Origin of the sequence: Streptacidiphilus sp. MAP12-33, assembly GCF_041261265.1 — a bacterium.
Taxonomy (GTDB): Bacteria; Actinomycetota; Actinomycetes; order Streptomycetales; family Streptomycetaceae; genus Streptacidiphilus.
Window position 1 is genome coordinate 109,511 of sequence record NZ_JBGCCA010000013.1, and the last position, 23,867, is coordinate 133,377.

Here is a 23,867-nt window from a genome sequence, read left to right on the forward strand (position 1 = left end):
AGGGCCTGGTCAGGGCCACTGCGCGCGTCACTTAGGGTAGCGGCATGCACCGCCTTGCCCGCCCTGTCCGGTTCGCCCTGATCGCCCTGCCCGCCCTTGCCTTCGTCGCGGCTTGCGGCGGCGGAGCCGACGCGGGCCCGACGCCCGCCCACTCCTCCGCATCCGCTCGAGCCGCCGCGGCTTCCGCCTCCGCCGGGGCCGCGGCCGAGCACGCCGCCCAGGACAGGGAGCAGGCCCTGCGGAAGGCTGGGGAGGCACGGATCGACACGTGGCTGGCCCGCACCATGGCGACAGCGGGCATCCCTCGTGAGGACCAGCTCAAGGGGAGCTTCGGCACCCCGCCCGACGACGGCTGCCTCGACGGCTACCGCTACCTGTTCGCCGCCCGTGACGACAACGGCCTGTCCGCGGCCGTCCGCGCCGCCGCCGCCGCGGACGGTTGGACCTCCGCCCCGGCGGGCGACCAGGGCGAGGCCCGGTTCACCAAGAGCGACTGGGAACTGTGGATCGTGGAGAACCAGTACCCCGACTCCACCGATCCGCAGGACCACGGCCTGGGCGTCGACATCCACGTCCAGAGCAACGACTCCGACTGCGGCCCCTGACCCGGACGGCTACGCCGCGAGCGCGGGCTGCGGGACGCGCTGCTCGCGACGGGTCACCAGGTAGAGGGCGCTCACCGCGAGCAGCGCCGCGCCGGCGAAGGCGATGTCGCGGTAGAAGACGGTGGTGATCAGCGCGGAACCGGCGGCCATGCCGAGAGCCTGGCCCGAGGTGGTGAGGAAGACGTCGGCGCCGGAGACCCGGCCGAGCAGCTCGTTCGGGGTGGTGAGCTGGATCGCCGTCATGGAGCCGACGATGATGCAGGGCAGGGCGAAGCCCAGCAGCAGGGCGCCGAGCAGCACGACGGCCGTGGCGGGCACGGCGAAGGCGAGCGCGCCGCCGCAGCACAGGGCGAGGCCCAGCGCGGTGAGGCGCCCGGCGCCGAGCGGCTTGACCAGCGCGCCGACCAGCAGGCCACCGAGCATGCCGGAGACGCCCATCACGGTCACGATCACGCCCATCCAGGTCGGCGCCCGGTGCAGGCCGACGGTGACCACGGCAAAGGCGAGCGTCTCGAACATGCCCGCCACGAACAGCCCGACGACGAGCGCGGTGCTGAGCTGGCGCAGCGACGGGGTCCGCAGTAGGAAGCGGAACCCGGCCGTGGTCTCCGTCCGCCAGTGGACGGCGCTCGGCTCCGGGCGCGGGTCGTCGACCTTGATGAACGCCCAGCAGAGGATTCCGGCGGCGAAGGACGCCGCGTCGGCGGCGGCCACCGCGCCGCCGCCGAAGGCGGCGAGCAGGCCGATGCCGAGGGCGGGCGTGATCAGCCGCTGGCCCTGCGTCAGCGCCTGCGTCAGGCCGTTGGCGGCGCCGAGCAGTTCCGGCTCGACCATCGCCGGGAGCAGGGCCGTCGTGGCGGAGCCGGTGACGGACAGGGCGAGGCCGTTGACGAACATCACCGCGTAGACCAGCCAGACCTGCCCGGCCCCGTGCACGAGCGTGAGGCTCAGCATGAGCAGTCCCGTGACGGCGTTCGCGCCGATCAGCAGCGGCTTGCGGCGCATCCGGTCGACCAGGTGGCCGCTGACGGGGGAGAGCAGCGTGCCGAGTATCAGGCTGAGCATGCACAGGCCCGCCTGCGCGGTCGAGCCGGTGAGCTCCTTGACCCAGACGCCGGAGGCGAGCCAGAGGGCGTAGTCGCCGACGGTGCTGAGGGTGGTGCCGAGGAAGTACAGGCGCAGGCGGTGCTGGGCGAGCAGGGTGCGCATGGGATCTCCTATGTACAGGTGGTAGTCATAGGCATGACAGACCGACCCTCGTCGCTGGACAGGGCCGTGGTGCGGTGGGGCTCAGCTCTCCGGGGTCGACCCCGGCTCGCCGAGGGTGAACGGGACGGCGCTCAGGACGACCTCGAACGGCACGGAGCCCTCGGGGCGTGCGCTCCGGTCCTCGATGCGGTGGTGGTAGCGCATGACGACGGCCAGCAGCTCGTCCTTGACCTGCTCCATTTCCTCCGGTGTCACGAACAGCACCGCCTGGCTCTCCCCGGCGGCCCGCCGCACTGGCTCCGGGTACTGCTCCCGGGCGCGCTGGAACCGGTGCCGGCGTTCGGCCCAGCGTTCGTTGAGCACCTCCAGGAGCGCGGACGCCGCCTGGGCGACGCCCGGATCCTCGTCGTCCTGTTCGAACGTCATCCCGACGCCGTCCAGCCGCCACGGCCGCTCCCGGCCCGCGCCGCCCTCGGCCTGGGTCACGTACCCGTGCGAGGCGAGCGTCCGCAGGTGGTACGAGGCGTTCGAGGCGTTCCCGCCGACGAGGCCTGCGGCCTCCGTCGCCGTCAGCGTCCCGTGCAGCGCGAGCGCCTCCAGCAGCGCCATCCGCGTCGGATGCGCCAGTGCCCGCAGGCTCCGCGGATCGCGGACGGAGCGGAGGGAGGGGTGGTCGGGCTCGTTTCGGCTCACGCGAGGAGCGTAGCGGGCGGGGGCAGCAATAGAAAGAGTTCTTTCGAAAGAAGTCTTTCCACAGGGTTCAGGCCAGGACGAAGCACCCGCGGGCAGAGAGCTCGGCCAGCGCTGGAGCGTCCGGGTCGACCCCCGTCCAGCGCAGGTCCAGCTTCTCCAGGGCGGGCAGCCCGGTCAGCCACGCGGGCAGCGCGGTGATCCGGTTGCCGCGCAGGTCGAGGTGACGCAGCCGCGGGAGTGCCCGCACCACCTCCGGGACGGAGCCGAGGGCGTTGTCGCGCAGGTGCAGTTCCCGCAGGCGGGCGAGTCGGCCGAGTGACGCGGGCAGGGCGGTCAGACCGCACCCCTGGGCCCGCAGCTCGACCAGGGCGGCCAGGCCGCCGATCGCCTCCGGCAGGGCCGGGAGCGGGTTCTCGCCGACGTTGAGATAGCGCAGCGCGGTGAGGCGGCCGAGGGAGTCGGGCAGCGCGGTGAGGCGGTTGTCGTGCAGGTACAGGAAGTCGAGGGCGTCGAGGTCGCCCAGCTCCCCGGGGGCGGTGGTCAACGCGTTGTGGCCGAGGTCCAGCGTCCGCAGCCGGCGCAGCGTGCCGATCCGGGACGGGAGCGAGCCGATCCCGGTGTCGGCGAGGATCAGCACCTCGACCCCGGGATCCGCCCACACCTCCGCGGGCACCTCGTCGAGTCGCTGCCGCCAGAGGTTGATCGTCCTGCGCACGGACACCGATGGTAGAGCCATAACGCCGGGGCCCCGGGACGGAAACCGTCCCGGGGCCCCGGCGTTCGCGAGCGAGCCTCAGTTCGCGCCGCGCGCCTCGGCGCGCTTGGCGCGGACGTCGCCGACCTTGCGGCGGATGACCATGAGCGGGGCCATCAGCGCCAGGGCGACCTGGAGCGAGGCACCGATCTGCAGCAGCGTCGCGCCGCCCGGCAGGCCCGTGGCCCAGGCGGTGAGACAGCCCATCGAGACGACGATCCACACCAGGGTGGCCGTGGCCAGCTTGCCCTGCGGCTTCGGGTACTCCACCTGGCTCACCATGAGCGCCGCCACGGCGACGATCCCGAGCGCGCCCAGCACGAACGGCGGGTTCAGCAGCACGATGGAGATCACCGTCAGCGCGCCCATCGGCGAGGGCATGCCCTGGAACACACCAGGCCGGGCGGCCGTGCAGGAGAACCGGGCCAGACGCAGCACCACGGCCAGCAGCACCACGATGGCGATGCCCGCGCTGACGCGCTGGTGCGCGCCGCCCGCGGTCATGCCCCAGACCACGACGAAGTACGCCGGGGCGATGCCGAAGCTGATCAGGTCCGCGAGGTTGTCCAGCTCCGCGCCCAGCGCGGACGAGCGGAGCTTGCGCGCCACCAGGCCGTCGAACAGGTCGCACATGGAGCCGATCAGCAGCAGCGTCACCGCGGCCGCCGCACTGCGGCGGTCCCCGCTCGTCGCCACACCGGTCAGGTGCGGGATGAGCACGCCCGTGGTGGTGCAGTAGATCGCGAGGAAGCCGCAGACGGCGTTGCCCAGCGTGAAGAGGTCCGCCGTGGAGAGGTGCTGCGGCGAGAGCGGACGGCGCAGCTCGCGGTCGCGGGCCCAGCGCAGCCGGCGGACGACGCGCTCGATCTCCTCGTCGTCCTCCTCCCCGTGGGACCGGTAGGCCTCCGGGTCAGTCACGGTCAAGGCGAGTCACCCCTGCCGTCGTCTTCTGGCCCACCTCGACGCCGGGCTCGACGCCCGCCGGGAGGTAGGTGTCGACGCGCGAGCCGAAGCGGATCAGGCCGACGCGCTCGCCGCGCCCGACCTTGGTGCCGCTGGTGACGTAGGGGACGATGCGGCGGGCCACCGCGCCCGCGATCTGCACCATCTCGATGTCGCCGAGCTCGGTGTCGAAGTGCCACACGACGCGCTCGTTGCGGTCGCTGTCCTTGTTGAACGCGGGGACGTAGCCGCCGGGCACGTGCTCGACGGAGCGGACCACGCCGTCCAGGGGGGCCCGGTTGACGTGCACGTTGAGCGGGCTCATGAAGATCGCCACGCGGGTGCGGCCGTCGGGCCAGGCGTCGATGCTCTGCACCACGCCGTCGGCAGGAGAGATGACCCGGCCGGCGCCGAGTTCGCGCTCGGGGTCGCGGAAGAACCAGAGCATGCCCGCGCTGAGCGCGGAGGCCGGTACCGCCGCCAGGGCCCATCTGCCGTTGCGCCGGGTGAGGGCGGTGCACGCGGCGGCCGTGAGCACGGTCGGGACGAGCCAGGGGGACGCACCACGGGCCAGGGTCACGCGCGGCCGGGTGGCGTCGGTCGAATGGGACGGACGAAGGGGCATCGAAGACCTTTGTCGCGACCGACAAGGTCGCGGTGTCGAGGGGTTCGGGGACGGATGTGTCGTTGGCGACACACGGTCGTCCGAGGGGATGCTATCGGCAGCAGGTGGTGCCGTAGCAAGCTCCGGGAACCCGGGTGGGGTGCTCCCGCGTTTCTCTCTGCTCCGCCAAGGTAAGCCGGTGGGGGTGCCCGGGCCAAGGGTTGTGGGCGAACGGTGACAAAGCACTCAGGTCGCTGGCGCGCAAGGCAGTTGAGCAATACACGAAAATGGGGGGCGCGAACCGTGTGATCCGCGCCCCCCTGTTGCCGAAACGCGCCATGCTCCCCAGCCCGCGCACCCGGCAAGTCCGTCGCCGCCCGGCGAGTCCTACTCGGCGAGCTTGTAGTCCTCCAGCAGGCGGCGTCCCACGATCATCTTCTGGATCTCCGCAGTACCTTCACCGATGAGCAGCATCGGGGCCTCGCGGTAGAGGCGCTCGATCTCGTACTCCTTGGAGAAGCCGTAGCCGCCGTGGATCCGGAAGGAGTCCTCGACGACCTCCTTGCAGTACTCCGAGGCCAGGTACTTGGCCATGCCGGCCTCGAGGTCGTTGCGCTGGCCGGAGTCCTTCTTGCGGGCCGCCATCACCATCATCTGGTGGGCCGCCTCGACCTTGGTGGCCATCTCGGCGAGCTTGAACTGGATCGCCTGGTGCTCGGCGATCTTCTTGCCGAAGGTCTGCCGCTGCTGCGCGTACCGGATGCCCAGCTCGAACGCGCGCTGCGCGACACCGCAGCCACGGGCGGCGACGTTGACGCGGCCGACCTCGACGCCGTCCATCATCTGGTAGAAGCCGCGGCCGGGGACTCCGCCGAGGATGCGGTCGGCGGGCAGCTTGACGTCCTGGAGTACCAGCTCGGTGGTGTCGACGCCCTTGTAGCCCATCTTCTCGATCTTGCCCGGGACGGTCAGGCCCGGGACCGACTCGTTCGGGCCGAAGCCCGGGGTCTTCTCGATCAGGAAGGTGGTGAGGTTCTTGTACGGGGAGGCGTGACCCTCCTCGGTGCGGACCAGGCACGCGATCACGGAGGAGGTGCCGCCGTTGGTCAGCCACATCTTCTGGCCGTTGAGGACGTAGAACTCGCCGCTCTCGTCCTTGACGGCCTTGGTGGAGATGGCCGAGACGTCGGAGCCCAGACCCGGCTCGGACATCGAGAACGCGCCACGGATCTCGCCGGTGGCCATGCGCGGGAGGAAGTAGTCCTTCTGCTCCTGCGTGCCGTGGGCGTTGATCATGTACGCCACGATGAAGTGGGTGTTGATGATGCCGGACACCGACATCCAGCCGCGGGCGATCTCCTCCACGGTCAGGGCGTAGGTGAGCAGCGACTCGCCGAGGCCGCCGTACTCCTCCGGGATCATCAGACCGAAGATCCCCATCTCCTTGAGGCCCTCGACGATGTCGGTGGGGTACTCGTCGCGGTGCTCCAGCTCGGTGGCGACCGGAATGATCTCCTTGTCGACAAAGCTGCGAACGGTCGCGAGGATCTCCTGCTGGATCTCGTTGAGACCTTCGGTCTGGGCGAGGCGTCCCATGGATCGTGTCCTTCTCTTCTGACCGGCCTGTCCGGGCGCTCCACGGGCGTGGCATACACCGTGGAGCGCCCGAGCACTGTGGGGGAGCGGGGTGGGGGAAAGCTTTTGAGTGTTACGCCTGCTCGCGCAGCTCGGGGCGCCCGGGCTGGTCGCCGCCGCGCTCCTTGAGGTACTGCTCGGTGGGGACCATCACCTTGCGGCGGAAGACGCAGACCAGCGTCCCGTCCTGGTTGTAGCCCTTGGTCTCGACGTAGACGATGCCGCGGTCGGGCTTGGAGGTCATCTTCTTGTCGAGGACCTCGGTCTGGCCGTAGATCGTGTCGCCGTGGAAGGTCGGCGCGACGTGCTTGAGCGACTCGATCTCCAGGTTGGCCAGGGCCTTGCCGGAGACGTCCTCGACGCTCATGCCGAGCAGCAGCGAGTAGATGTAGTTGCCGACCACGACGTTCTTGCCCTGCACGGTGGTGGTCGCGTAGTTCGCGTCCATGTGCAGTGGGTGGTGGTTCATCGTGAGCAGACAGAAGAGGTGGTCGTCGTACTCGGTGACGGTCTTTCCGGGCCAGTGCTTGTAGACCGCGCCGACCTCGAACTCCTCGTAGGTGCGTCCGAACTGCATCTCGCGCCTCAGCTCTCAGGGATCTCGAACTTGGTGGTGCGCTGCATGCCGGCGGCGCGGCCCTTGCCGGAGATGACCAGGGCCATCTTGCGGGAGGCCTCGTCGATCATCTCGTCGCCGAGCATCGCGGAGCCCTTCTTGCCGCCCGCCTCGGAGGTGCACCAGTCGTAGGCGTCCAGGATCAGCTCGGCGTGGTCGTAGTCCTCCTGGGAGGGGGAGTAGACCTCGTTGGCGGCGTCGACCTGGCCGGGGTGCAGCACCCACTTGCCGTCGAAGCCCAGCGCGGCGCTGCGCCCGGCGACCTCGCGGTAGCCGTCGACGTTCTTGATCTGCAGGTAGGGGCCGTCGATGGCCTGCAGGTCGTTGGCCCGGGCGGCCATCAGGATGCGCATCAGGATGTAGTGGTAGGCGTCGGCGCCGTAGCCGGGCGGCTGCTCGCCGACCACGAGGGACTTCATGTTGATGGAGGCCATGAAGTCGGCCGGGCCGAAGATGATCGTCTCCAGGCGGGGCGAGGCCTCCGCGATGGCGTCGACGTTGATCAGGCCCTTGGCGTTCTCGATCTGCGCCTCGATGCCGATCTTGCCGACCTCGAAGCCCATGGTCTTCTCGATCTGCGTCAGCAGCAGGTCCAGCGCCACGACCTGCTGGGCGTCCTGGACCTTGGGCAGCATGATGCAGTCCAGGTTCTGGCCCGCGCCCTCGACGACGGTGACGACGTCGCGGTAGGTCCAGTGGGTGGTCCAGTCGTTGACGCGGACCACGCGGGTCTTGCCGGTCCAGTCGCCGTTGTTCAGGAAGTCGACGATGGTGTGGCGGGCGCCCTCCTTGGCCAGCGGTGCGCAGGCGTCCTCCAGGTCCAGGAAGACCTGGTCGGCGGGCAGGCCCTGGGCCTTCTCCAGGAAGCGCGGGTTCGAGCCGGGGACGGCCAGGCAGGAACGGCGCGGACGGAGTCGGTTGACGTTGCTCATGAGGCGAGGGTCTCTTCCTTCTGAGTCTTCTGGGTGGTGAAGATCGGGTCCAGGCCGTGGGCCAGACGGATCTCGTCGACGATACGGCCGATGATCGCGGTGATCCCGAAGTCCTTCGGAGTGAACACCGCCGCCACGCCCTGGGCAAGCAGGGCCTGCTCGTCCGCGGCGGGGATGATCCCGCCGACGACCACCGGCATGTCCAGGGCCCCGGCGCGGCGCAGCCGCTGAAGCACGTCCGGCACCAGTTCGGCGTGGGCGCCGGAGAGGATCGACAGGCCGACGCAGTGCACGTCCTCGGCGATGGCCGCCGCCGTGATCTGCTCGGGCGTCAGGCGGATGCCCTGGTAGACGACCTCGAAGCCGGCGTCGCGGGCGCGCACGGCGATCTGCTCGGCGCCGTTGGAGTGGCCGTCCAGGCCGGGCTTGCCGACCAGCAGCCGCAGCTTGCCGCTGCCCAGCTCCTCGGCGGTCCGGGCCACGGCCGCGCGGACGGTGAGCAGCTCCGAGCCCGTCTCCGGGTCGATGACGCCGGTGATAGGCGCGCCGCCGACGCCGGTGGGGGCCCGGTACTCGCCGAACACGTCGCGCAGCGCCTGGGCCCACTCGCCGGTGGTGACGCCGGCGCGGACGCAGGCGAGGGTGGCGGTCATCAGGTTGGCGTCGGTCTGTGCCTGCGCCTTGAGCTCGGCGAGCGCCGCCTGCGCGGCGCCCTCGTCCCGCCCGGCCAGCCAGCCCGCGAAGGCCTCGGCCACGGCGCGCTCGGCGTCCCCGTCCACGACCATGATCGCGGTGTCCAGGTCGGCCGTCAGCGGGCTCGGCTCGGTGGTCTCGTAGCAGTTGACGCCGACGACCTTGTCCTCACCGGACTCGATCCGGGTGCGGCGCTCGGCGTGCGAGGCGACCAGCGCGGCCTTGAGGTAGCCGGACTCGACGGCGGCCACGGCCCCGCCCATCTCCTGCACCTTGGCGATCTCCGCCTCCGCGCCCTCGATCAGCTCTGCGACCTTGGCCTCGACCACGACGGAGCCGGTGAACAGGTCCCCGTACTCCAGCAGGTCCGACTCGAAGGCGAGCACCTGCTGGATCCGCAGCGACCACTGCTGGTCCCAGGGCCGGGGCAGACCCAGCGCCTCGTTCCAGGCCGGCAGCTGCACGGCGCGGGCACGGGCGTCCTTGGACAGCGTGACGGCCAGCATCTCCAGCACGATGCGCTGGACGTTGTTCTCCGGCTGCGCCTCGGTCAGACCGAGGGAGTTGACCTGGACGCCGTACCGGAACCGGCGCTGCTTGGGGTCGGTGACGCCGTACCGCTCGAGCGTCACCTTCTCCCACAGCTGCGAGAAGGCGCGCAGCTTGCACATCTCCTCGACGAAGCGGACGCCCGCGTTGACGAAGAAGGAGATCCGGGCGACGACCTCGCCCATCTGCTCCGGCTTGACCTGCCCGCTGTCGCGGACCGCGTCGAGCACGGCGATCGCCGTGCACATCGCGAACGCCATCTCCTGCACCGGCGTGGCCCCGGCCTCCTGCAGGTGGTAGCTGCAGATGTTGATCGGGTTCCACTTCGGGAGGCTGGCGACCGTGTACGCGATCATGTCGGTGGTCAGCCGGATGGAGGGCCCGGGCGGGAAGACGTGCGTCCCGCGCGACAGGTACTCCTTGATGATGTCGTTCTGGGTGGTCCCGGTCAGCTTGGCGATGTCCGCGCCCTGCTCCTCGGCGACCACCTGGTACATCGCCAGCAGCCACATGGCCGTGGCGTTGATGGTCATCGAGGTGTTGGTGCGCTCCAGCGGGATGCCCTCGAAGAGGGTCCGCATGTCACCCACGTGACTGACCGGGACACCGACCCGCCCGACCTCGCCGCGGGCGAGGACGTGGTCGGGGTTGTAGCCGGTCTGCGTCGGCAGGTCGAAGGCGACGGAGAGGCCCGTCTGACCCTTCGCCAGGTTCTTCCGGTACAGCTCGTTCGAGGCGGCCGCGGAGGAGTGCCCCGCGTAGGTCCGCATCAGCCAGGGTCGGTCCCGATGAGTCGTCATGTCCCCGAGCCGTCCTGACTATTCGCCGCGGAAGCGGTTGATGGCCGGCAGGTGCTTGGCGCGCAGCTCGGGGTTGGTGACGCCGAGGCCCTCCTCGGGTGCCAGGCACAGCACGCCGACCTTGCCCTGGTGCTTGTTGTGGTGCACGTCCAGCGAGGCCTGACCGGTCTCGGCGAGGGTGTAGGTCTTCGACAGCGTCGGGTGGATCTTGCCCTTGGCGATCAGGCGGTTGGCCTCCCATGCCTCGCGGTAGTTCGCGAAGTGCGAGCCGACGATGCGCTTGAGCGACATCCACAGGTAGCGGTTGTCGTACTGGTGCATGTAGCCCGAGGTCGAGGCGCAGGTGACGACGGTGCCGCCCTTGCGGGTGACGTAGACCGAGGCGCCGAAGGTCTCACGGCCCGGGTGCTCGAAGACGATGTCGACGTCCTCACCGCCCGTCAGCTCGCGGATCTTGCCGCCGAAACGCTTCCACTCGCGCGGGTCCTGGTTGTGCTCGTCCTTCCAGAACCGGTAGCCCTCGGCGGAGCGGTCGATGATCGCCTCGGCGCCCATCGCCTCGCAGATCTTCGCCTTGGCGGGGCTGGAGACGACGCAGATCGGGTTGGCGCCGCCGGCCAGCGCGTACTGGGTGGCGTAGGAGCCGAGGCCACCGGAGGCGCCCCAGATCAGCACGTTGTCGCCCTGCTTCATGCCGGCGCCGTTGCGGGAGACCAGCTGGCGGTAGGCGGTGGAGTTGACCAGGCCCGGGGAGGCGGCCTCCTCCCAGGTGAGGTGCTCCGGCTTGGGCATCAGCTGGTTGGACTTGACCAGCGCGATCTCGGCCAGGCCGCCGTAGTTGGTCTCGAAGCCCCAGATGCGCTGCTCGGGGTCCAGCATGGTGTCGTTGTGCCCGTCGGCGCTCTCCAGCTCGACGCTGAGACAGTGGGCGACCACCTTGTCGCCGGGCTTCCATGCGTGCACGCCCGGCCCGGTGCGCAGCACCACGCCCGCGAGGTCGGAGCCGAGGACGTGGAAGTCCTGGTTGTGACGCGCGGTCTCGGGCGAGAGGCGGCCATAGCGCTCCAGGAAGCCGAAGGTGGAGACCGGCTCGAAGATCGAGCTCCACACCGTGTTGTAGTTGACCGCACTGGCCATGACGGCGACCAGGGCCTCGCCCGGGCCGAGCTCCGGCAGGGCGATGTCGTCCAGGTGCAGGGACTTGCGCGGGTCCTTGTCGCGGCTCTCCAGACCGGCGAACATCTCCTGCTCGTCCTTGTGGAGGGTGATCGCGCGGTAGGACTCCGGGAGCTCCAGCGCCGCGTATTCGGCGGCGGTGGTGTCCGGGTTCTGGATCGCGGCGAGGATTTCCTTGATGGCTGCCATGGCTGCCTCCGGCGGCGTACCTGCTGAGGGTGCAGGGTGCGTCAATGGGACGGGGGGCGTGTCTGGTACTGCGGTGGGTCGCCGGGAGCGGACGCCGGCTACGTCAGTCGCTTCGATGCTTCGAGCTTGGGGCCCGCACAGGGGTGGCGCGCGGGGGGTAGGCCGTGGCGCGCCGGGGTGGGGAGCCGCGGCGCCGCGACCAGTGGGTAACAACGTACTGGCACCCTGTGCCACTCGTAAAGACACTGCGTGCCACCATTTGCATCCAGTGTCACGTGAGCGTCATCACGTTGCAACACAACACAAGGGCCCCACGCCGCGGGTGGCGTGGGGCCCTTGTGTGGTAGCGCTGTGACCTGCGGCTATGCCTCGTTCTGGCCGGTCAGGGCGGCGCGGATGCCCGCCATGACCTCGTCCAGCGGTGCGTCCGCGCGAGCGACGGTGATGACGAAGTCGCCACCATTGCTGGCACTGGGTGCCAGCTGGAGTGCCGGACGCTCGCCGCGGCGGGTGGTCAGGTCGCCCCAGAAGGTCCGCCGGATCGCCTCGAAGGCGTGGTCCAACTGGGCCTCCACCTCGCCGCGCCCGCCGGCCCGGAGCCAGCGGCGCAGCACGTGGTTGTGGGCCGCGACGACGGCTGCGGCCGACACCTCGGCCAGCATCGCGTCGTCGCCCTGGTCGGTGTCGAACCGGCCGAGCAGGTAGCGGGTGAACAGCCGCTCGTAGCGGGCCACCACCGCGATCTCGCGCTCGCGCAGCGTCGGCACCTGGCGGATCAGCCGGTAGCGGGCCACCGAGACGGCCGGGGTGGCCGCGTACATCCGCAGCACCTCCTTGATGCCCCGGCAGACCACGTCCAGCGGATGCTCACTCGGGTCCGCGCTGGCCAGCAGGTCGGCGACGCGGACCAGGGTGTCGTCGTGGTCCGGGAAGATCGCCTCCTCCTTGGACCGGAAGTACCGGAAGAAGGTGCGCCGGGCCACGCCCGCCGCCGCGGCGATCTGGTCGACCGTCGTCTCCTCGTAGCCCTGGGAGGCGAACAGGTCCATGGCCGCCGTGGCCAGCTCCTGGCGCATCAGCTGCCGCTGGGCCGTCGCCCGGCGGGCGGCGCCGCTGCCCGGCTCGCCCGTCAGGCCAGTCACGCCCGCCTGCTCCAGCAGCTGCTCTTCCGTGGTCATGACCGGAAGGCTACCTGGCCTCATCGGCGCGCGTGGTCGCGGAAGCCGCGGCCGGTCTTGCGGCCCAGGCAGCCCGCGGTCACCAGGTGCTCCAGCAGCGGCGCGGGGGAGAGTCCCGGCTCGCGGAACTCGGCGTGCAGCACCTTCTCGATCGTCAGCGAGACGTCCAGGCCGACCACGTCCAGCAGCTCGAACGGGCCCATCGGGTAGCCGCAGCCGAGCTTCATGGCGGTGTCGACGTCGTCGACCGAGGCGTAGTGCTCCTCGATCATCCGGACGGCGTCGTTGAGGTAGGGGAAGAGCAGCGCGTTGACGATGAAACCGGCCCGGTCGCCGCACTCCACCGGGTGCTTGCGGACCTTGGCGCACGCCTCCAGCACGGTGGCGGTGACGTCCTCGGCGGTGAGGACGGTGCTCACCACCTCGACCAGCTTCATGGCCGGGGCCGGGTTGAAGAAGTGCATGCCGATGACGTCCTGCGGGCGGCCGGTGGCCGTCGCGCACTGGATCACCGGGAGCGAGGAGGTGGTGGTGGCCAGCACCGCGCCGGGCTTGCAGATCTTGTCGAGGGTGGCGAACAGCTCGCGCTTGACCGCCAGGTCCTCGGCCACGGCCTCCAGGACCAGGTCGACGCCGTGCAGGTCCTCGTAGCCGCCGCTCGGGGTGACCCGGGCGAGGGTGGCGTCGCGGTCCTCCTCGGAGAGGCGTCCCTTGGCGACCATGCGGTCCAGCGACTTCGCGATGGCGGCCTTGGACCGGTCGGCCTTCTCCTGGCTGCGGGCGACCTGGATGACGGTGTACCCGGCCTTGGCGAAGACCTCGGCGATGCCGTTCGCCATCGTGCCGGAGCCGCAGACGCCGACGCTGCGCACCTCGCGGCCCGCGACGCGGACCTTGGCGGCCGCGCCCTCCTCGGCGACGACCTCCGAGGAGCCGGGGGCGGCGTAGGTGTAGAAGCCGCGGCCGGACTTCCGGCCCAGCAGGCCGGCGGCGGAGAGCTGCCCGAGGATCGGCGCGGGGGCGTGCAGGCGGTCGCGCGACTGCGCGTACATCGCCTCCAGCACGGTCTTGGCGGTGTCGATGCCGATCAGGTCCAGCAGCGCCAGCGGGCCCATCGGCAGGCCGCAGCCGAAGCGCATGGCGGCGTCGATGTCCTCGCGGCTGGCGTAGTGCGACTCGAACATCGCGGCGGCCTGGTTCAGGTAGGCGAAGAGCAGGCCGTTGACGATGAACCCGGCCCGGTCCCCGGCGGCGACCGGCGACTTGCCGAGCGAGCGGGCGAACTGGGCCGCGTCCTCGGCGGCCTGCGCGTCCGTCAGCACGGTCCTGACCACCTCGACCAGCTGCATCACCGGCGCGGGGTTGAAGAAGTGCAGGCCGAGCACGCGCTCCGGGCGGCCGGTCGCGGCGGCGATCCGGGTGACGGAGAGGGCGGTGGTGCCGGTCGCCAGGACGGTCTCCGGCGGGCAGATCTTGTCGAGCTCGGCGAAGATCTCGCGCTTGAGCTCCAGGTTCTCCGGCACCTCCTCGATCACCAGCTGCGCCTCGGCGGCGGCGGTGAGCTCGTCGGTGACCGTGATCCGGCCCAGCAGCGCGGCGCGCTCGTCCTCGGTGAGACGCTCGCGGCGCACGGAGTGGGCGGTGGCCTCCTCGATCCGCGTGCGCGCGGCGTGCGCGTCGGCGGCGGTGGCCTCGATGCCGATCACCCGGCGGCCGCTGCGGGCCACGATCTCGGCGATGCCGGCACCCATGGTGCCGAGGCCGACCACGGCGACGGTGGGGAAGACAGGACTGTTCTCAGTCATGGCGTGACTCCTGGGAAGCAGGGAGTACGCCGCGGTCGTTCCGCTCCGACGCGGCGGCGAGGGAAAAGGGATCCACGGGCGACTGAAGGCCGTGGAGAGAAAGAGAGATCGCCGAGGGCGCAGCTCAGCGTGAAGACTCAACCATGCGCTCCGTCGCGGCGGCTCCCAACGCGGGACGGAGGTGGTGCGCACACCATACCCCGGCTACCGTCCGGTAGGAAGACGCCACGGCTCGACCGCCCGGCGCCAGGCCTCCGGCAGGGTGCCGACGCCGGTCCGCGCCGCCACCACGCCCCCGGCGATCGCACAGGTGGTGTCCCGGTCGCCCCAGCCGCCGACGGTCTGCCACAGCGCCTCGGTCAGGTCGTCGAGATGCCCGGCGGCGGACCACAGGGCGAACGGGACCGTGTCCGGTGCCGAGATCAGCGTCCCCGAACCGAGGACCGACACGGCGTGGCGCACCGAGGTCCGTGGGCCGAACCCCGCCGCGACCTCGATCCGCGCCCGGACGTCGCTCTGCGGTACCTGGGCGGCGACCTCGCGCAGGAACGCGCTCCGGTCCGGCGCGGCACTCTCCCGCCCGGCGGCGGCCAGCGCGGCGGCGACCGCCACGGCCACGGTTCCGGCAACGGCCTCCGGGTGGGCGTGGGTGGCCAGCGCCGACAGCTCCGCGTGCGCGCGGGCGGCGGAGAGGTCGTCGTGGAACCACGCGCCCAGCGGGGCGACCCGCATCGCGGCCCCGTTGCCCCAGGAGCCCTGGCCCTCGAACTGACTCTCGGTGACGGCCCGCCAGTCCTCGCCCGCGGTGATGCGGCGCAGCACCGCGTGCATGGACGGCCCGTAGCCGCGGGCCGGGTCCCGCTCGTAGGCGGCGGCGAACTCCCGGGCCAGCTCGCCCGGCCGGACCTCGCCGTGCCGCACGAGGTGGGCGTGCAGGACGAACGCCATGGCGGAGTCGTCCGTCCACGGCCACGGCGCGGGCCGTGGCTCCCGCGCGGCCCACAGCGCCTCGGCGTCCTCGTCGGACCGCGTGAACCAGCTGTCCCCGAAGGCGTCGCCCATGACGAGCCCCGCCAGGGCGGCCTCGGCCCGGTGCGTCCGGTCGTCCGGCTGGAGCGGGTTCGGGATCACGGTGGTCCTCCTCGGCGTCGGTCAGCGCCAGGATATTCTCACAGTGAGACCGTCTCCGGTCGAGTGGATTGGCTGGAGGAGCCGGTGGAGCGCGCGGCGAGGGCCGCGCGGGCGAAGCCCTCGACGAACGGGTGCGGACGGGTGCCGTCGCCCGCGAGCTCCGGCTGGAACAGCGTGGCCAGGAAGAACGGGTGGGCCGACTCGGGGAGTTCGGCGATGCGCGGGTCACCCTCGGCGTCGTGACCGCTGAAGACGAGGCCGTGGGCGGCCAGCCGCGCCGGGAAGTCCGGGTGGAGGCCGTAGTTGCAGTGGTAGCGCTCGACGCTGCGCTCCGCGCCGAGGAGGCGTTCGGCGAGGGTGCCCGGCGTGAGGGTGATCGGGAGTTCGTGGCCGACCAGGCTGCAGGCGAGCGGGGCGATCAGCGGGTGCGCGGCGTCCGGGTCGTTCTCGGCGTGGGCGGCGTCGGCCAGGCCGCAGACGCCACGGGCGAACTCCAGCAGGGCGTGCTGGAACCCGGCGCAGGTGCCCAGGAAGGGGATGCCGTTCTCGCGCGCCGCGCGGGCGGCGGCCAGGGCCCCGGCCTCGGAGCGGTACGGGCTGCCCGGGAGCAGCCAGATCCCGTCGAAGCCGCGCAGGTCCTCGGGGGAGTCGACCTCGTCGGAACCGATCCAGTACAGGTCGAGCGCGAGGCCGTCGCGTTCCAGCAGCGCCGCGGCCAGCTGCGGGATGCGCTGGTGGGAGCGGACCTTGGGGTCGCGGTCGCCGACCAGGGCGACGCGGGGAGCGGTGATGGTCGTCGTGTTCGTCGTCATGCGTCCATCGTCGGGGCGGCCGTCGTTCAGGTCCAACGATGATCAGGCGTGTGTCGATAAGCGATACTGATCGGCGTGGATCCCCAGCAGCTGCGCACCTTCGTCACCGTCGCCCGGCTCGCCTCCTTCTCCGCCGCGGCGCGCGCCCTCGGCTACACGCAGTCGGCCGTCTCGCAGCAGATCGCCGCGCTGGAGCAGGAGCTGCGCGCGCCCCTGCTGCTGCGGCGACCCGTCGCGCCGACCGAGGCGGGCGAGCGGCTGCTGGAGCACGCGCCCGGCATCCTGCTGCGCCTGGACGCGGCCCGCGCCGACGTCGCCCGCGTCGGCGCCTCCCCGCGCGGCCGCCTGCGGCTGGGCGTGACGGCGCTGGCCGTCCCGGAGCGGATCGCCGTGGCGTTGGCTGTGACGCGGCGTGAACTGCCGTGGGCAGAGCTGGAGATGAGCGTCATCGGTCGCACTGCGGCGGTGGCCGCCGTCGCCGCGGGCGAGCTCGACCTGGCCGTCGTCGACGGGCTCGCCGCGCCGAGCGACCCGCTGGCCCTCCCGGCGGGCGCCCCCGTGCGGGCCCGGCGGGTGGCCGAACACCCGCTCTCCGTCCTGCTCCCGTCGGACCACCCGCTCGCGCGCCGACGGCGGTTGCGCATCGCCTCCCTCGCCGACGCCGGCTGGCTCGACGCCCCGGACGCCGCCGTCCCCCTCGCCGACCTCCGCGCCGCGACCGGCACCGACGCCTTCCCGTCCACCCTCACCCTCACCGGCCCCGACCGCCACGCGGTCCACTCCTGCGTCTCCGCCGGCCTCGGCCTCGCCCTGGTCCCCACCCCGGCCACCCCATGGCCGGACGTCGCGGCCGTCCCGCTGAGCGACCCGGGCCTGCTTCACCGCACCGAGGCGATCTGGTCGGGGACGCTCACGGACGCAGCGCGGGTCTTTGTCGGTGCGCTGGGCCGTGAGGCGGTCTGAGCTGCGGGTTTTCACCCCTGCGGGTGATGGTGTGGGGGGTGATGGGGTGTCATCATTGTTCTATGGACGCTCCTCTGTTCGGGGGCGGGTGTGAGGGCAGGGATGACGCGTCCAGGGGAGAGGCTGTGCCCTCCCTGGGGGATGTCTTCCGGGCCGACCCGTTGACCCCTTCCGCTTCTCGCCAGGCCGGTGGCCAGTCCCTCGGCCCGGTCGATCCGCTGCGCACGCTTCCGGCCTCGGCCGGTGAGCTGGTGCGCGCGCTGGCCGCGCGTGGGGACGACGACCTTCTGGTTTCCGGCTCCGCCGCGCAGGCGGAGGAGATCCTCGCGCTGGTCCGCCTCCAGGAGATGGTCGAGGCCGAACTGCTGCGCCGGGTGGCGGTGTTCGACCGCACCGGTGGCTTCAGCGCGGTGCGCTGCCGGTCGACGCACGGCTTCCTGCGGGTGCACGCGCAGTTGGCGGCCGGGCACGCCAGGCACATCGTCGGCCTGGCCGAGAAGCTGGACCGGTTGGAGACGGTGCGTGCCGCCCAGGCGGCGGGGGCGCTGTCCTCGGACCAGGTCGAGATCCTGGCCAAGGAGCTCGCGCCGATCGAGGACGCGCAGGCCCGTCGCGCGGCGGAGGAGCTGATGGTGGCCCAGGCCCCCGCGCTGCACCTCGCCCACCTGCGGCAGGCCGCGCAGCAGCTCCACGCCCACCTCGTTCCCGAGGCCGAGCCGCAGGTGGGCGAGGCGGCGCCTGCGTTCCAGTCCTGGATCAGGCTCTCCCGCACGGGCACCAGCGACAACCCGTTCTGGGTGCTGTCCGGTGAGCTCGCCCCGGTGGTCGGCGAGAAGCTCCGCACGGCGCTGGAGGCGGCCATGGGCGCACCGGCCGAGGGCGACCCGCGCTCCGCGTCGGAGCGCATGGGCGACGCCGTCGGGGTCGTGATCGATCTGGCCCTGGGCGCAGGCGAGTTGCCGACCACCGGTGGTCAGCGCCCGCACCTGACGATCACTGCCGACCTGGGCGCGCTGCGCGCCTCCTGCCCCACGCACCCGGCCCTGGCGGTCGTCGGCGGGGAGGGCGACGAGTTGGCGGGCCTGCTGCGGCCGAAGGCCGTGGCGACGACCGCCCGGGGCTACCAGCTCCCGCGCTGGGAGGCACGCAAGGAGTCATGCGACTGCGCCCTGCGCGTCATCCTGACCCGGGGGCAGAGCGACGTCGTCTCGATCGGCCGGACCACCCGCACCGTCCCGGCGCACCTGCGGGACGCGGTGATCGCGAGGGACCGCCACTGCGTCTGGCCCGGCTGCGACCGGCCGCCCAGCTGGTGCGAGGCACACCACCTGGTCCACTGGGCCGATGGCGGTGAGACCGCTCTCGCCAACCTCGCCCTGCTGTGCGGGGAACACCATCGCGATCTCCACACCATCACGTTCACTGGTGTTTGAGGCGACGGACCCGCTCTGACGGCTCAGACACCCAGCGCAGATGGGTGCAGAGCATGAGTCTCGCCACCGTAGGAAACGTCCCCGCCCCCAGTAGCTCCATGGAGACCATCGAGAGCGGCGCAGGGATCGCGCCGGAAAGCCTGGTGGAGATCTACCTCCGCCGCTCCCGGCACAAGGACGACCGCAACATGCTCGCCGAGGGTGAGCGGGACGTGAGGGCGTGGGCAGCGCGTGAGGGGCTGACCGTTCGCGCGGTGCACGTGGAGGAGGTCAGCGCCAGCAAGCGGCATGTGAAGCGCCCCAAGTACGAGCGGGCGTGCGCCAACGTCCTGGCGGGCAAGGCTCGGACCCTGGCCGTGTGGCGGGTGGATCGTCTCGACCGGCGCGGCGCTGGCGCCGTGGACTCCCTGATAGACGAGTTCAAGCAGGTCGGCGCGCGCATGGTCGCCACCGGGCAGGGGCTCGACTCCTCCCGCGACCGCATGCCGTTCGTGCTGCTGGCGGAGATGGCCCGTGCGGAGGCGGAGAACATCAGCGTCCGCACCACGGTCGGGCACCGGGCAGCCAAGAGGGCGGGCAAGTGGCCGGGCGGACGAGCGCCGTACGGGCTGCGCATCGACAAGGCCAGTCACCGGCTTGCACCGCACCCGGACACCTACGGCACGGCGCGGCGGATCGCGGACGCGCTGCTTGCCGGTCGCACCCCGTCTCTGATCGCCGGTGACCTGAACGCGGAGGGCATCGCGTCGCCGGGCGGCAAGTCGTGGCGGGCGGCGGCCATCGTCAATCTGGCGAAGAACCCGGCGTGGGCGGGATTGGTGCCTGCGACGGAGAAGGTGGAGAGGCCTGGCAAGGCTCCGCTTTGGCGTCCGGTCCCGGAGCCGTTCAAGGACGACGACGGGCAGCCGGTGAGCTGCGGGGAAGGCGTCGTCACGCCCGGCGAGTTCGCCCGCATCCGGGTGCTCGTCGGCGAGCGGACTCGTTCCGGCGCGGGCAAGCAGCGCGGTAAGCCGCACGCTCACTACCTGCTCACGGGTCTGCTGCATTGTGGGCGCTGCGGCGGGGGCATGGTCCACGCCGGGATTCAGTACCGATGCTGGCGCCGAGAGCAGCTCGGCAGCGAGGCATGCCAGGGCATCGCTACCCGCGCCGACCGGATCGAGGACGCCGTGATTGGTGCTTGGCTGGCGCAGGTGGACACCGTGGCTCAGGCCATGGTGACCCAGGGGGCTGACTCCCCGGCGCTGCTGGAGCTGGCCCGGCGCTGGATGCAGTTCGAGGACCCGGAGCAGGAGCGGCAGGCCAAGGACACGGCGGCAGCGCTGACGGCGGCACGGGCACGGCTGGCCAAGCTGGAGGATGACCACTACGTCCACGGCCGGATGACCTCCGCCCGGTTCGATGCCCTGTGGGCCGCCACGGACGAAGAGATCAAGCGCCTGGAGGCTCTCCAGGCCACCTACGACCCGGCATCCTCGCTGGCCGGGCTGGCGGATGCCGAGACGGTCCGTGAGGCGTTCCTGGCGGCTCCTGTGGCCGAGCAGCGGCGCTACCTGGCGGTCATGTTCGACGCCGTTTCGGTGAGCCCCGCCAAGCGCCCCGGAGACCCCACCCCCATGCGGGACCGGCTCAGCTACGCGCCAGCGGCGTAGCCCCAACTCCTCTGCGAATAGCCCCCATTGCCCTCTCGGTGGTGGGGGCTTTCGCATGCCCGGAAACGGTCCCACACCCAAGGGCTGTGTAGCGGGACGGGACGCCGGAGCGGGACGCAAAGCCGCAGATCAAGAGCGGTTGTCCTGGCGGTCCCCCTTGTCCCGCACACAGAGCGAGAGAGGTAGCGATGACGATTTCGAGAGCGGAGGCGGCCCGGCGGGCTGCTGAGCGGCTGGACATGGCCCGCAGCACCGGGGAGCAATGGTCTCCGGACTTCTTCCCCTACGGGCGTGACCGGCTGCTGGAGCACCTTGCTGGGACGGGCCGCCAGGGTGAGTACGGGGACGATTTCGAGGACCTTGCCGACCCGTGCGCCGTCCACGTCCCTGGGTGTTCGGAGCGCTCCGTTGCTGCGCTGCTGGCCGCGATTACGGACGTCGGCCTGACGGTCGTGCCAGACGTGCGGCCGGGCAAGCCCCCACTGTTCGCCCTGGGCGGCAAGCGGGCCACGGCGGGTCTGGTTGAGCTGCGCGGCGTTGCCCTGGCGCTGGTGGTGGACTACGTGGCCAGCGGGCGGCAGGTACCGGTTGAGCTGACCTACGCGGCCACCAGGATCAGCGCGTCCGGCACCCACTCGGCAGGCGTCGCCCATGCCCTTGCTGGGGCTCTCAGGCGCGCGGAGCGGGCCCGTGACTGAGGCCGAGCTACTGGGAGCCCTCCAGGCCCAGACGAGGGCTACGGCGGGCGGGGCGGAGGCACTGGAGGCCACCGAGCGCGCCATCCGCCGGTTCGTCTGGTTCCCGGAGCCCTGGCACCTGCACGTGGTCACGCTGTGGACGGCCTACACCCATCTTCTGACGTTCAGTCAATCACTACCCATCGCCCCACGATTGGGCTTCTTCTCCGGCTCGCCAGGCAGCGGCAAGACGCGCGCCCTGGAGATCACCAGCCGCCTGGCGGCCAACGGCCAGGACGTGGGCTCCCTGTCGGCGGCGGCCATGCTCCGGATCATCTCGTCAGCGGGGCGCAACGAGAAGCCTGGCGGGTATCCCGTGACGCTTTTCCCCGATGAATTGGACCGAACCTACAGCGCCAATTCGGCAGGCAATCAGGACGATCTCACCATCATCCTCAATGCCGGATACAAGCGCGGCGCAGTAGTCCTGCGAGCCCACAAAGACAAGCAGGACGAAGTTATCCGGTACGACTGTTTCGCGCCGGTCGCCTTTGCTGGCCTTGCCACGGCCAAGCTCCCGGACGCGCTCCTGACCCGCACGTTCGTGGTCCACATGAAGCGTGCTCGGCGCGAGGAACGACCGGATTCCTTCCTGCCTCTCGCCCACGCAGAGAATCTGGAGCACGTGCGTGCGGAACTTTCGGAATGGGCATCGGGGGCAGCGGTGGAGATTGCCGAGCCGACTGCCCTTTTGGGGCTATTGCTTGATGGGCGCATTACAAGCGTGACGGATGGCCGGGACCATGAGATCTGGAGCTGCCTATTTGCCGTTGCCGCTTTGGCCGGAGGGACGTGGCCTGAGCGCTGTCTAGCTGCTCTGGAATCCGCGAAAGCCGAAACAGCAGACCGGGCTGACGGCTCCAAATCCACACGCTTGCTCGCAGCGCTGCGGACTCATTACGCGTCACGTCCGGCGAACATCTGGCCGGTCGGTATCAGCAAGCAGGATGCGGCCACAGCGGCAATCAACCTTGACCCCCTGGCATTCGAGCGGTTTGACGGGCGAGACGAATTGCGACCGGACGATGTGGGCGCGCTGCTGCGGGAGCACGGGCTAAAGGCCGTCCGCGTTCGCGTCGCCAACGGCCGCGCCTACGGCTATCGCTGGGCCGATCTGCAAGACGCCTGGGAACGAGCGCTCCCACCGCTGCTGGAAATTGAGGACGAAGAGAACGAGCCGAATGCGCCCGGCTCCATCTTCGAAACCCAGTAGGGACCAGCGGGACAAGCAGGGCGTGAGCACATATGAGCAGGTCAAAGCCTTGAGAACTGTCCCACGAGCCCCACCGCATGTCCCGGGACACCCCCGGTGGCCAATCCAAACGAAAAGGAAGAAATGAGCAATCAGCAGCTAATCGCCGAAATTCAGGAACGCCGCGCCGGCCTCCGCGACTCCATGGAATCCATGGTGGAGCACGCAAAGGCAGAATCGCGCGGCCTCAGCAAGACCGAACAGGCCACGTTCGACGCGACCGAGGACCAAATCCGCGCGCTGGACGACCGAATCAACGAGCTTCAGGAGAACATAGTGCAGAACCGGAACGTCGCCGCCATGCGTGCCAAGTATGCGCCGGGTAATGCCGCCGCTGGCGGAGCTGATTACCGACCCCAGCTCCCCGGCCAGGCATACGAGCCCCGCGCCGTCGTCACCCGTGAGCCGGAGGTCTACACCCGATATAGCGAGCGGTCCTATTTCCTGGATCTCTTCCACGCGAACGAGAACCACGACCGCAACGCCAGCGAGCGCCTTGCCCGAAATAACTGCCTCGCGGCCGATCGTGCCCGCGCTGCCGGAGAAATCCGGGCGATCAGCACAACCACTGGAGCTGGCGGTGAATTCGTGCCTCCGCTGTGGCTTGAGCAGGAATTCGTGAGGCTCGCCCGTCCTGGACGTATCACCGTCGACCTGACCTCCATTGAGCCACTGCCCTCCGGCACGGATCAGATCAATATTCCCAAGGTCAACACCGGCACGGCTGTGGCCTCGCAGTCGGCGCAGAACACCGGCATTAATCAGCAGGATCTCACCAGCACGAGCATTTCTAGCCCGGTCGTCACAATTGCCGGTGGCCAGACGGTATCGCTCCAGCTCCTGGAGCAGAGCCCAGTTTCTGTGGACAAGCTCATCATGGCCGATCTTGCTGCTGACTACGCCGTGAAACTGAACACCCAGGTTCTCAGTGGCACGGGCGCGGGCGGAACGCTCAACGGAATTCTGGCCATGGCTGGCAGCAATGTCATTACCTGGACCCAGGCAACCCCGGCACTGTCCGGCAAGGGTGGGCTGTATTCGATCCTCGCCTCGGCAATCGCGGCTATCCACTCGGCTCGCTATGCCGCACCGGATGCCATCATCATGCACCCGCGCCGCTGGGCCTGGATCATTGCCCAGGCGGACGCCAATAACCGCCCCCTGGTCGTGCCGACCGCTAACGGCTCATTTGCCGCGATGGGCGTTTCCACTGAGGTGATTGCGCAGGGATCGGCAGGCACGCTGCTGGGCCTGCCCGTGTTCCTGGATGCGACCATTCCCACCAACCTGGGAACCAGTAGCACGGAGGACCGGATCGTCCTGGTCCGGCGCGATGACCTGCTGACTTTCGAGGGCAACGCCAAGCTGGAAGCCTTTCAGCAGACCTATGCCCAGAACCTGAGCGTGTTTATCCGCATGTACAACTACGTGGCATTTATCGCCACCCGATACCCGCAGAGCGTGGCCATTATCAGTGGCAGCGGCCTCGTGACCCCGGCGTTCTAGC

Annotated in this window: 21 protein-coding genes; 7 read left to right on the forward strand and 14 right to left on the reverse strand. The window is 70.6% G+C overall.

What is annotated here, in order from left to right; translation table 11 throughout:
- Window positions 1-44 precede the first annotated feature (44 nt).
- A complete protein-coding gene (locus ABH931_RS15380; protein ID WP_370113415.1) occupies window positions 45-605 on the forward strand; it encodes a hypothetical protein in 561 nt (186 codons plus the stop codon).
- Between the two features lie 9 nt (window positions 606-614).
- On the opposite strand, the gene ABH931_RS15385 is transcribed toward ABH931_RS15380, so the two are convergent.
- The 14 genes from ABH931_RS15385 to ABH931_RS15450 form a co-directional block, all read right to left on the reverse strand.
- Window positions 615-1,814 (reverse strand): MFS transporter, encoded by a 1,200-nt coding sequence (locus tag ABH931_RS15385; protein ID WP_370113417.1) that lies wholly within the window; start codon window positions 1,812-1,814, stop codon window positions 615-617.
- A gap of 81 nt (window positions 1,815-1,895) precedes the next feature.
- Window positions 1,896-2,507, reverse strand: coding sequence for an ArsR/SmtB family transcription factor (locus ABH931_RS15390; RefSeq protein ID WP_370113419.1), 612 nt, complete (start codon window positions 2,505-2,507; stop codon window positions 1,896-1,898).
- 67 nt (window positions 2,508-2,574) lie between these two features.
- Window positions 2,575-3,243: a leucine-rich repeat domain-containing protein gene (locus ABH931_RS15395; RefSeq protein WP_370113421.1), complete on the reverse strand. Its 669-nt coding sequence runs from the start codon at window positions 3,241-3,243 to the stop codon at window positions 2,575-2,577.
- 57 nt (window positions 3,244-3,300) lie between these two features.
- The gene (locus ABH931_RS15400) at window positions 3,301-4,185 is read right to left on the reverse strand and encodes a phosphatidylcholine/phosphatidylserine synthase (RefSeq protein WP_370113423.1); all 885 of its coding nucleotides are present in this window, start codon (window positions 4,183-4,185) and stop codon (window positions 3,301-3,303) included.
- Entirely contained in the window at window positions 4,172-4,828 is a 657-nt protein-coding gene (locus ABH931_RS15405; protein ID WP_370113425.1) for a phosphatidylserine decarboxylase, read from the reverse strand. The genes ABH931_RS15400 and ABH931_RS15405 overlap by 14 nt, the downstream gene beginning before the upstream one ends.
- A 366-nt stretch (window positions 4,829-5,194) precedes the next feature.
- The gene (locus ABH931_RS15410; protein ID WP_370113427.1) at window positions 5,195-6,403 is read right to left on the reverse strand and encodes an acyl-CoA dehydrogenase family protein; all 1,209 of its coding nucleotides are present in this window, start codon (window positions 6,401-6,403) and stop codon (window positions 5,195-5,197) included.
- A gap of 112 nt (window positions 6,404-6,515) precedes the next feature.
- Window positions 6,516-7,019: a MaoC family dehydratase gene (locus tag ABH931_RS15415; protein WP_370113429.1), complete on the reverse strand. Its 504-nt coding sequence runs from the start codon at window positions 7,017-7,019 to the stop codon at window positions 6,516-6,518.
- Between the two features lie 8 nt (window positions 7,020-7,027).
- Window positions 7,028-7,990: a CoA ester lyase gene (locus tag ABH931_RS15420; RefSeq protein ID WP_370113431.1), complete on the reverse strand. Its 963-nt coding sequence runs from the start codon at window positions 7,988-7,990 to the stop codon at window positions 7,028-7,030.
- The gene (locus ABH931_RS15425) at window positions 7,987-10,032 is read right to left on the reverse strand and encodes a protein meaA (RefSeq protein ID WP_370113433.1); all 2,046 of its coding nucleotides are present in this window, start codon (window positions 10,030-10,032) and stop codon (window positions 7,987-7,989) included. The genes ABH931_RS15420 and ABH931_RS15425 overlap by 4 nt, the downstream gene beginning before the upstream one ends.
- 18 nt (window positions 10,033-10,050) lie before the next feature.
- Window positions 10,051-11,388, reverse strand: coding sequence for a crotonyl-CoA carboxylase/reductase (ccrA, locus tag ABH931_RS15430; RefSeq protein ID WP_370113546.1), 1,338 nt, complete (start codon window positions 11,386-11,388; stop codon window positions 10,051-10,053).
- A 371-nt stretch (window positions 11,389-11,759) separates the two neighbouring features.
- Entirely contained in the window at window positions 11,760-12,575 is an 816-nt protein-coding gene (locus ABH931_RS15435; RefSeq protein ID WP_370113435.1) for a TetR family transcriptional regulator, read from the reverse strand.
- 20 nt (window positions 12,576-12,595) lie between these two features.
- Entirely contained in the window at window positions 12,596-14,380 is a 1,785-nt protein-coding gene (locus tag ABH931_RS15440; protein WP_370113436.1) for a 3-hydroxyacyl-CoA dehydrogenase family protein, read from the reverse strand.
- Window positions 14,381-14,584: 204 nt separating this feature from the next.
- Window positions 14,585-15,511, reverse strand: coding sequence for an ADP-ribosylglycohydrolase family protein (locus ABH931_RS15445; RefSeq protein WP_370113438.1), 927 nt, complete (start codon window positions 15,509-15,511; stop codon window positions 14,585-14,587).
- A gap of 38 nt (window positions 15,512-15,549) precedes the next feature.
- Window positions 15,550-16,323 carry a hypothetical protein gene (locus ABH931_RS15450; RefSeq protein WP_370113440.1) on the reverse strand — a complete coding sequence of 258 codons (774 nt, stop codon included), beginning with the start codon at window positions 16,321-16,323 and terminating at the stop codon, window positions 15,550-15,552.
- A gap of 75 nt (window positions 16,324-16,398) precedes the next feature.
- Here ABH931_RS15450 and ABH931_RS15455 point away from each other — a divergent pair, with 75 nt between their 5' ends.
- The 6 genes from ABH931_RS15455 (at window position 16,399) to ABH931_RS15480 (ending at window position 23,866) form a co-directional block, all read left to right on the forward strand.
- Complete coding sequence (locus tag ABH931_RS15455; RefSeq protein WP_370113442.1) at window positions 16,399-17,286, forward strand: LysR family transcriptional regulator; 888 nt, start codon at window positions 16,399-16,401, stop codon at window positions 17,284-17,286.
- 125 nt (window positions 17,287-17,411) lie between these two features.
- On the forward strand, window positions 17,412-18,719 hold the full coding sequence (locus tag ABH931_RS15460; protein ID WP_370113443.1) for a DUF222 domain-containing protein: 1,308 nt from the start codon (window positions 17,412-17,414) through the stop codon (window positions 18,717-18,719).
- Window positions 18,720-18,817: 98 nt separating this feature from the next.
- Window positions 18,818-20,371, forward strand: coding sequence for a recombinase family protein (locus ABH931_RS15465; protein WP_370113445.1), 1,554 nt, complete (start codon window positions 18,818-18,820; stop codon window positions 20,369-20,371).
- Window positions 20,372-20,559: 188 nt separating this feature from the next.
- Complete coding sequence (locus tag ABH931_RS15470) at window positions 20,560-21,069, forward strand: hypothetical protein (RefSeq protein ID WP_370113447.1); 510 nt, start codon at window positions 20,560-20,562, stop codon at window positions 21,067-21,069.
- The gene (locus ABH931_RS15475; RefSeq protein WP_370113449.1) at window positions 21,062-22,321 is read left to right on the forward strand and encodes a DUF3631 domain-containing protein; all 1,260 of its coding nucleotides are present in this window, start codon (window positions 21,062-21,064) and stop codon (window positions 22,319-22,321) included. Before ABH931_RS15470 ends, ABH931_RS15475 begins: the two co-directional genes overlap by 8 nt.
- Before the next feature lie 123 nt (window positions 22,322-22,444).
- Window positions 22,445-23,866 carry a phage major capsid protein gene (locus ABH931_RS15480; RefSeq protein ID WP_370113450.1) on the forward strand — a complete coding sequence of 474 codons (1,422 nt, stop codon included), beginning with the start codon at window positions 22,445-22,447 and terminating at the stop codon, window positions 23,864-23,866.
- Window position 23,867 lies beyond the last annotated feature (1 nt).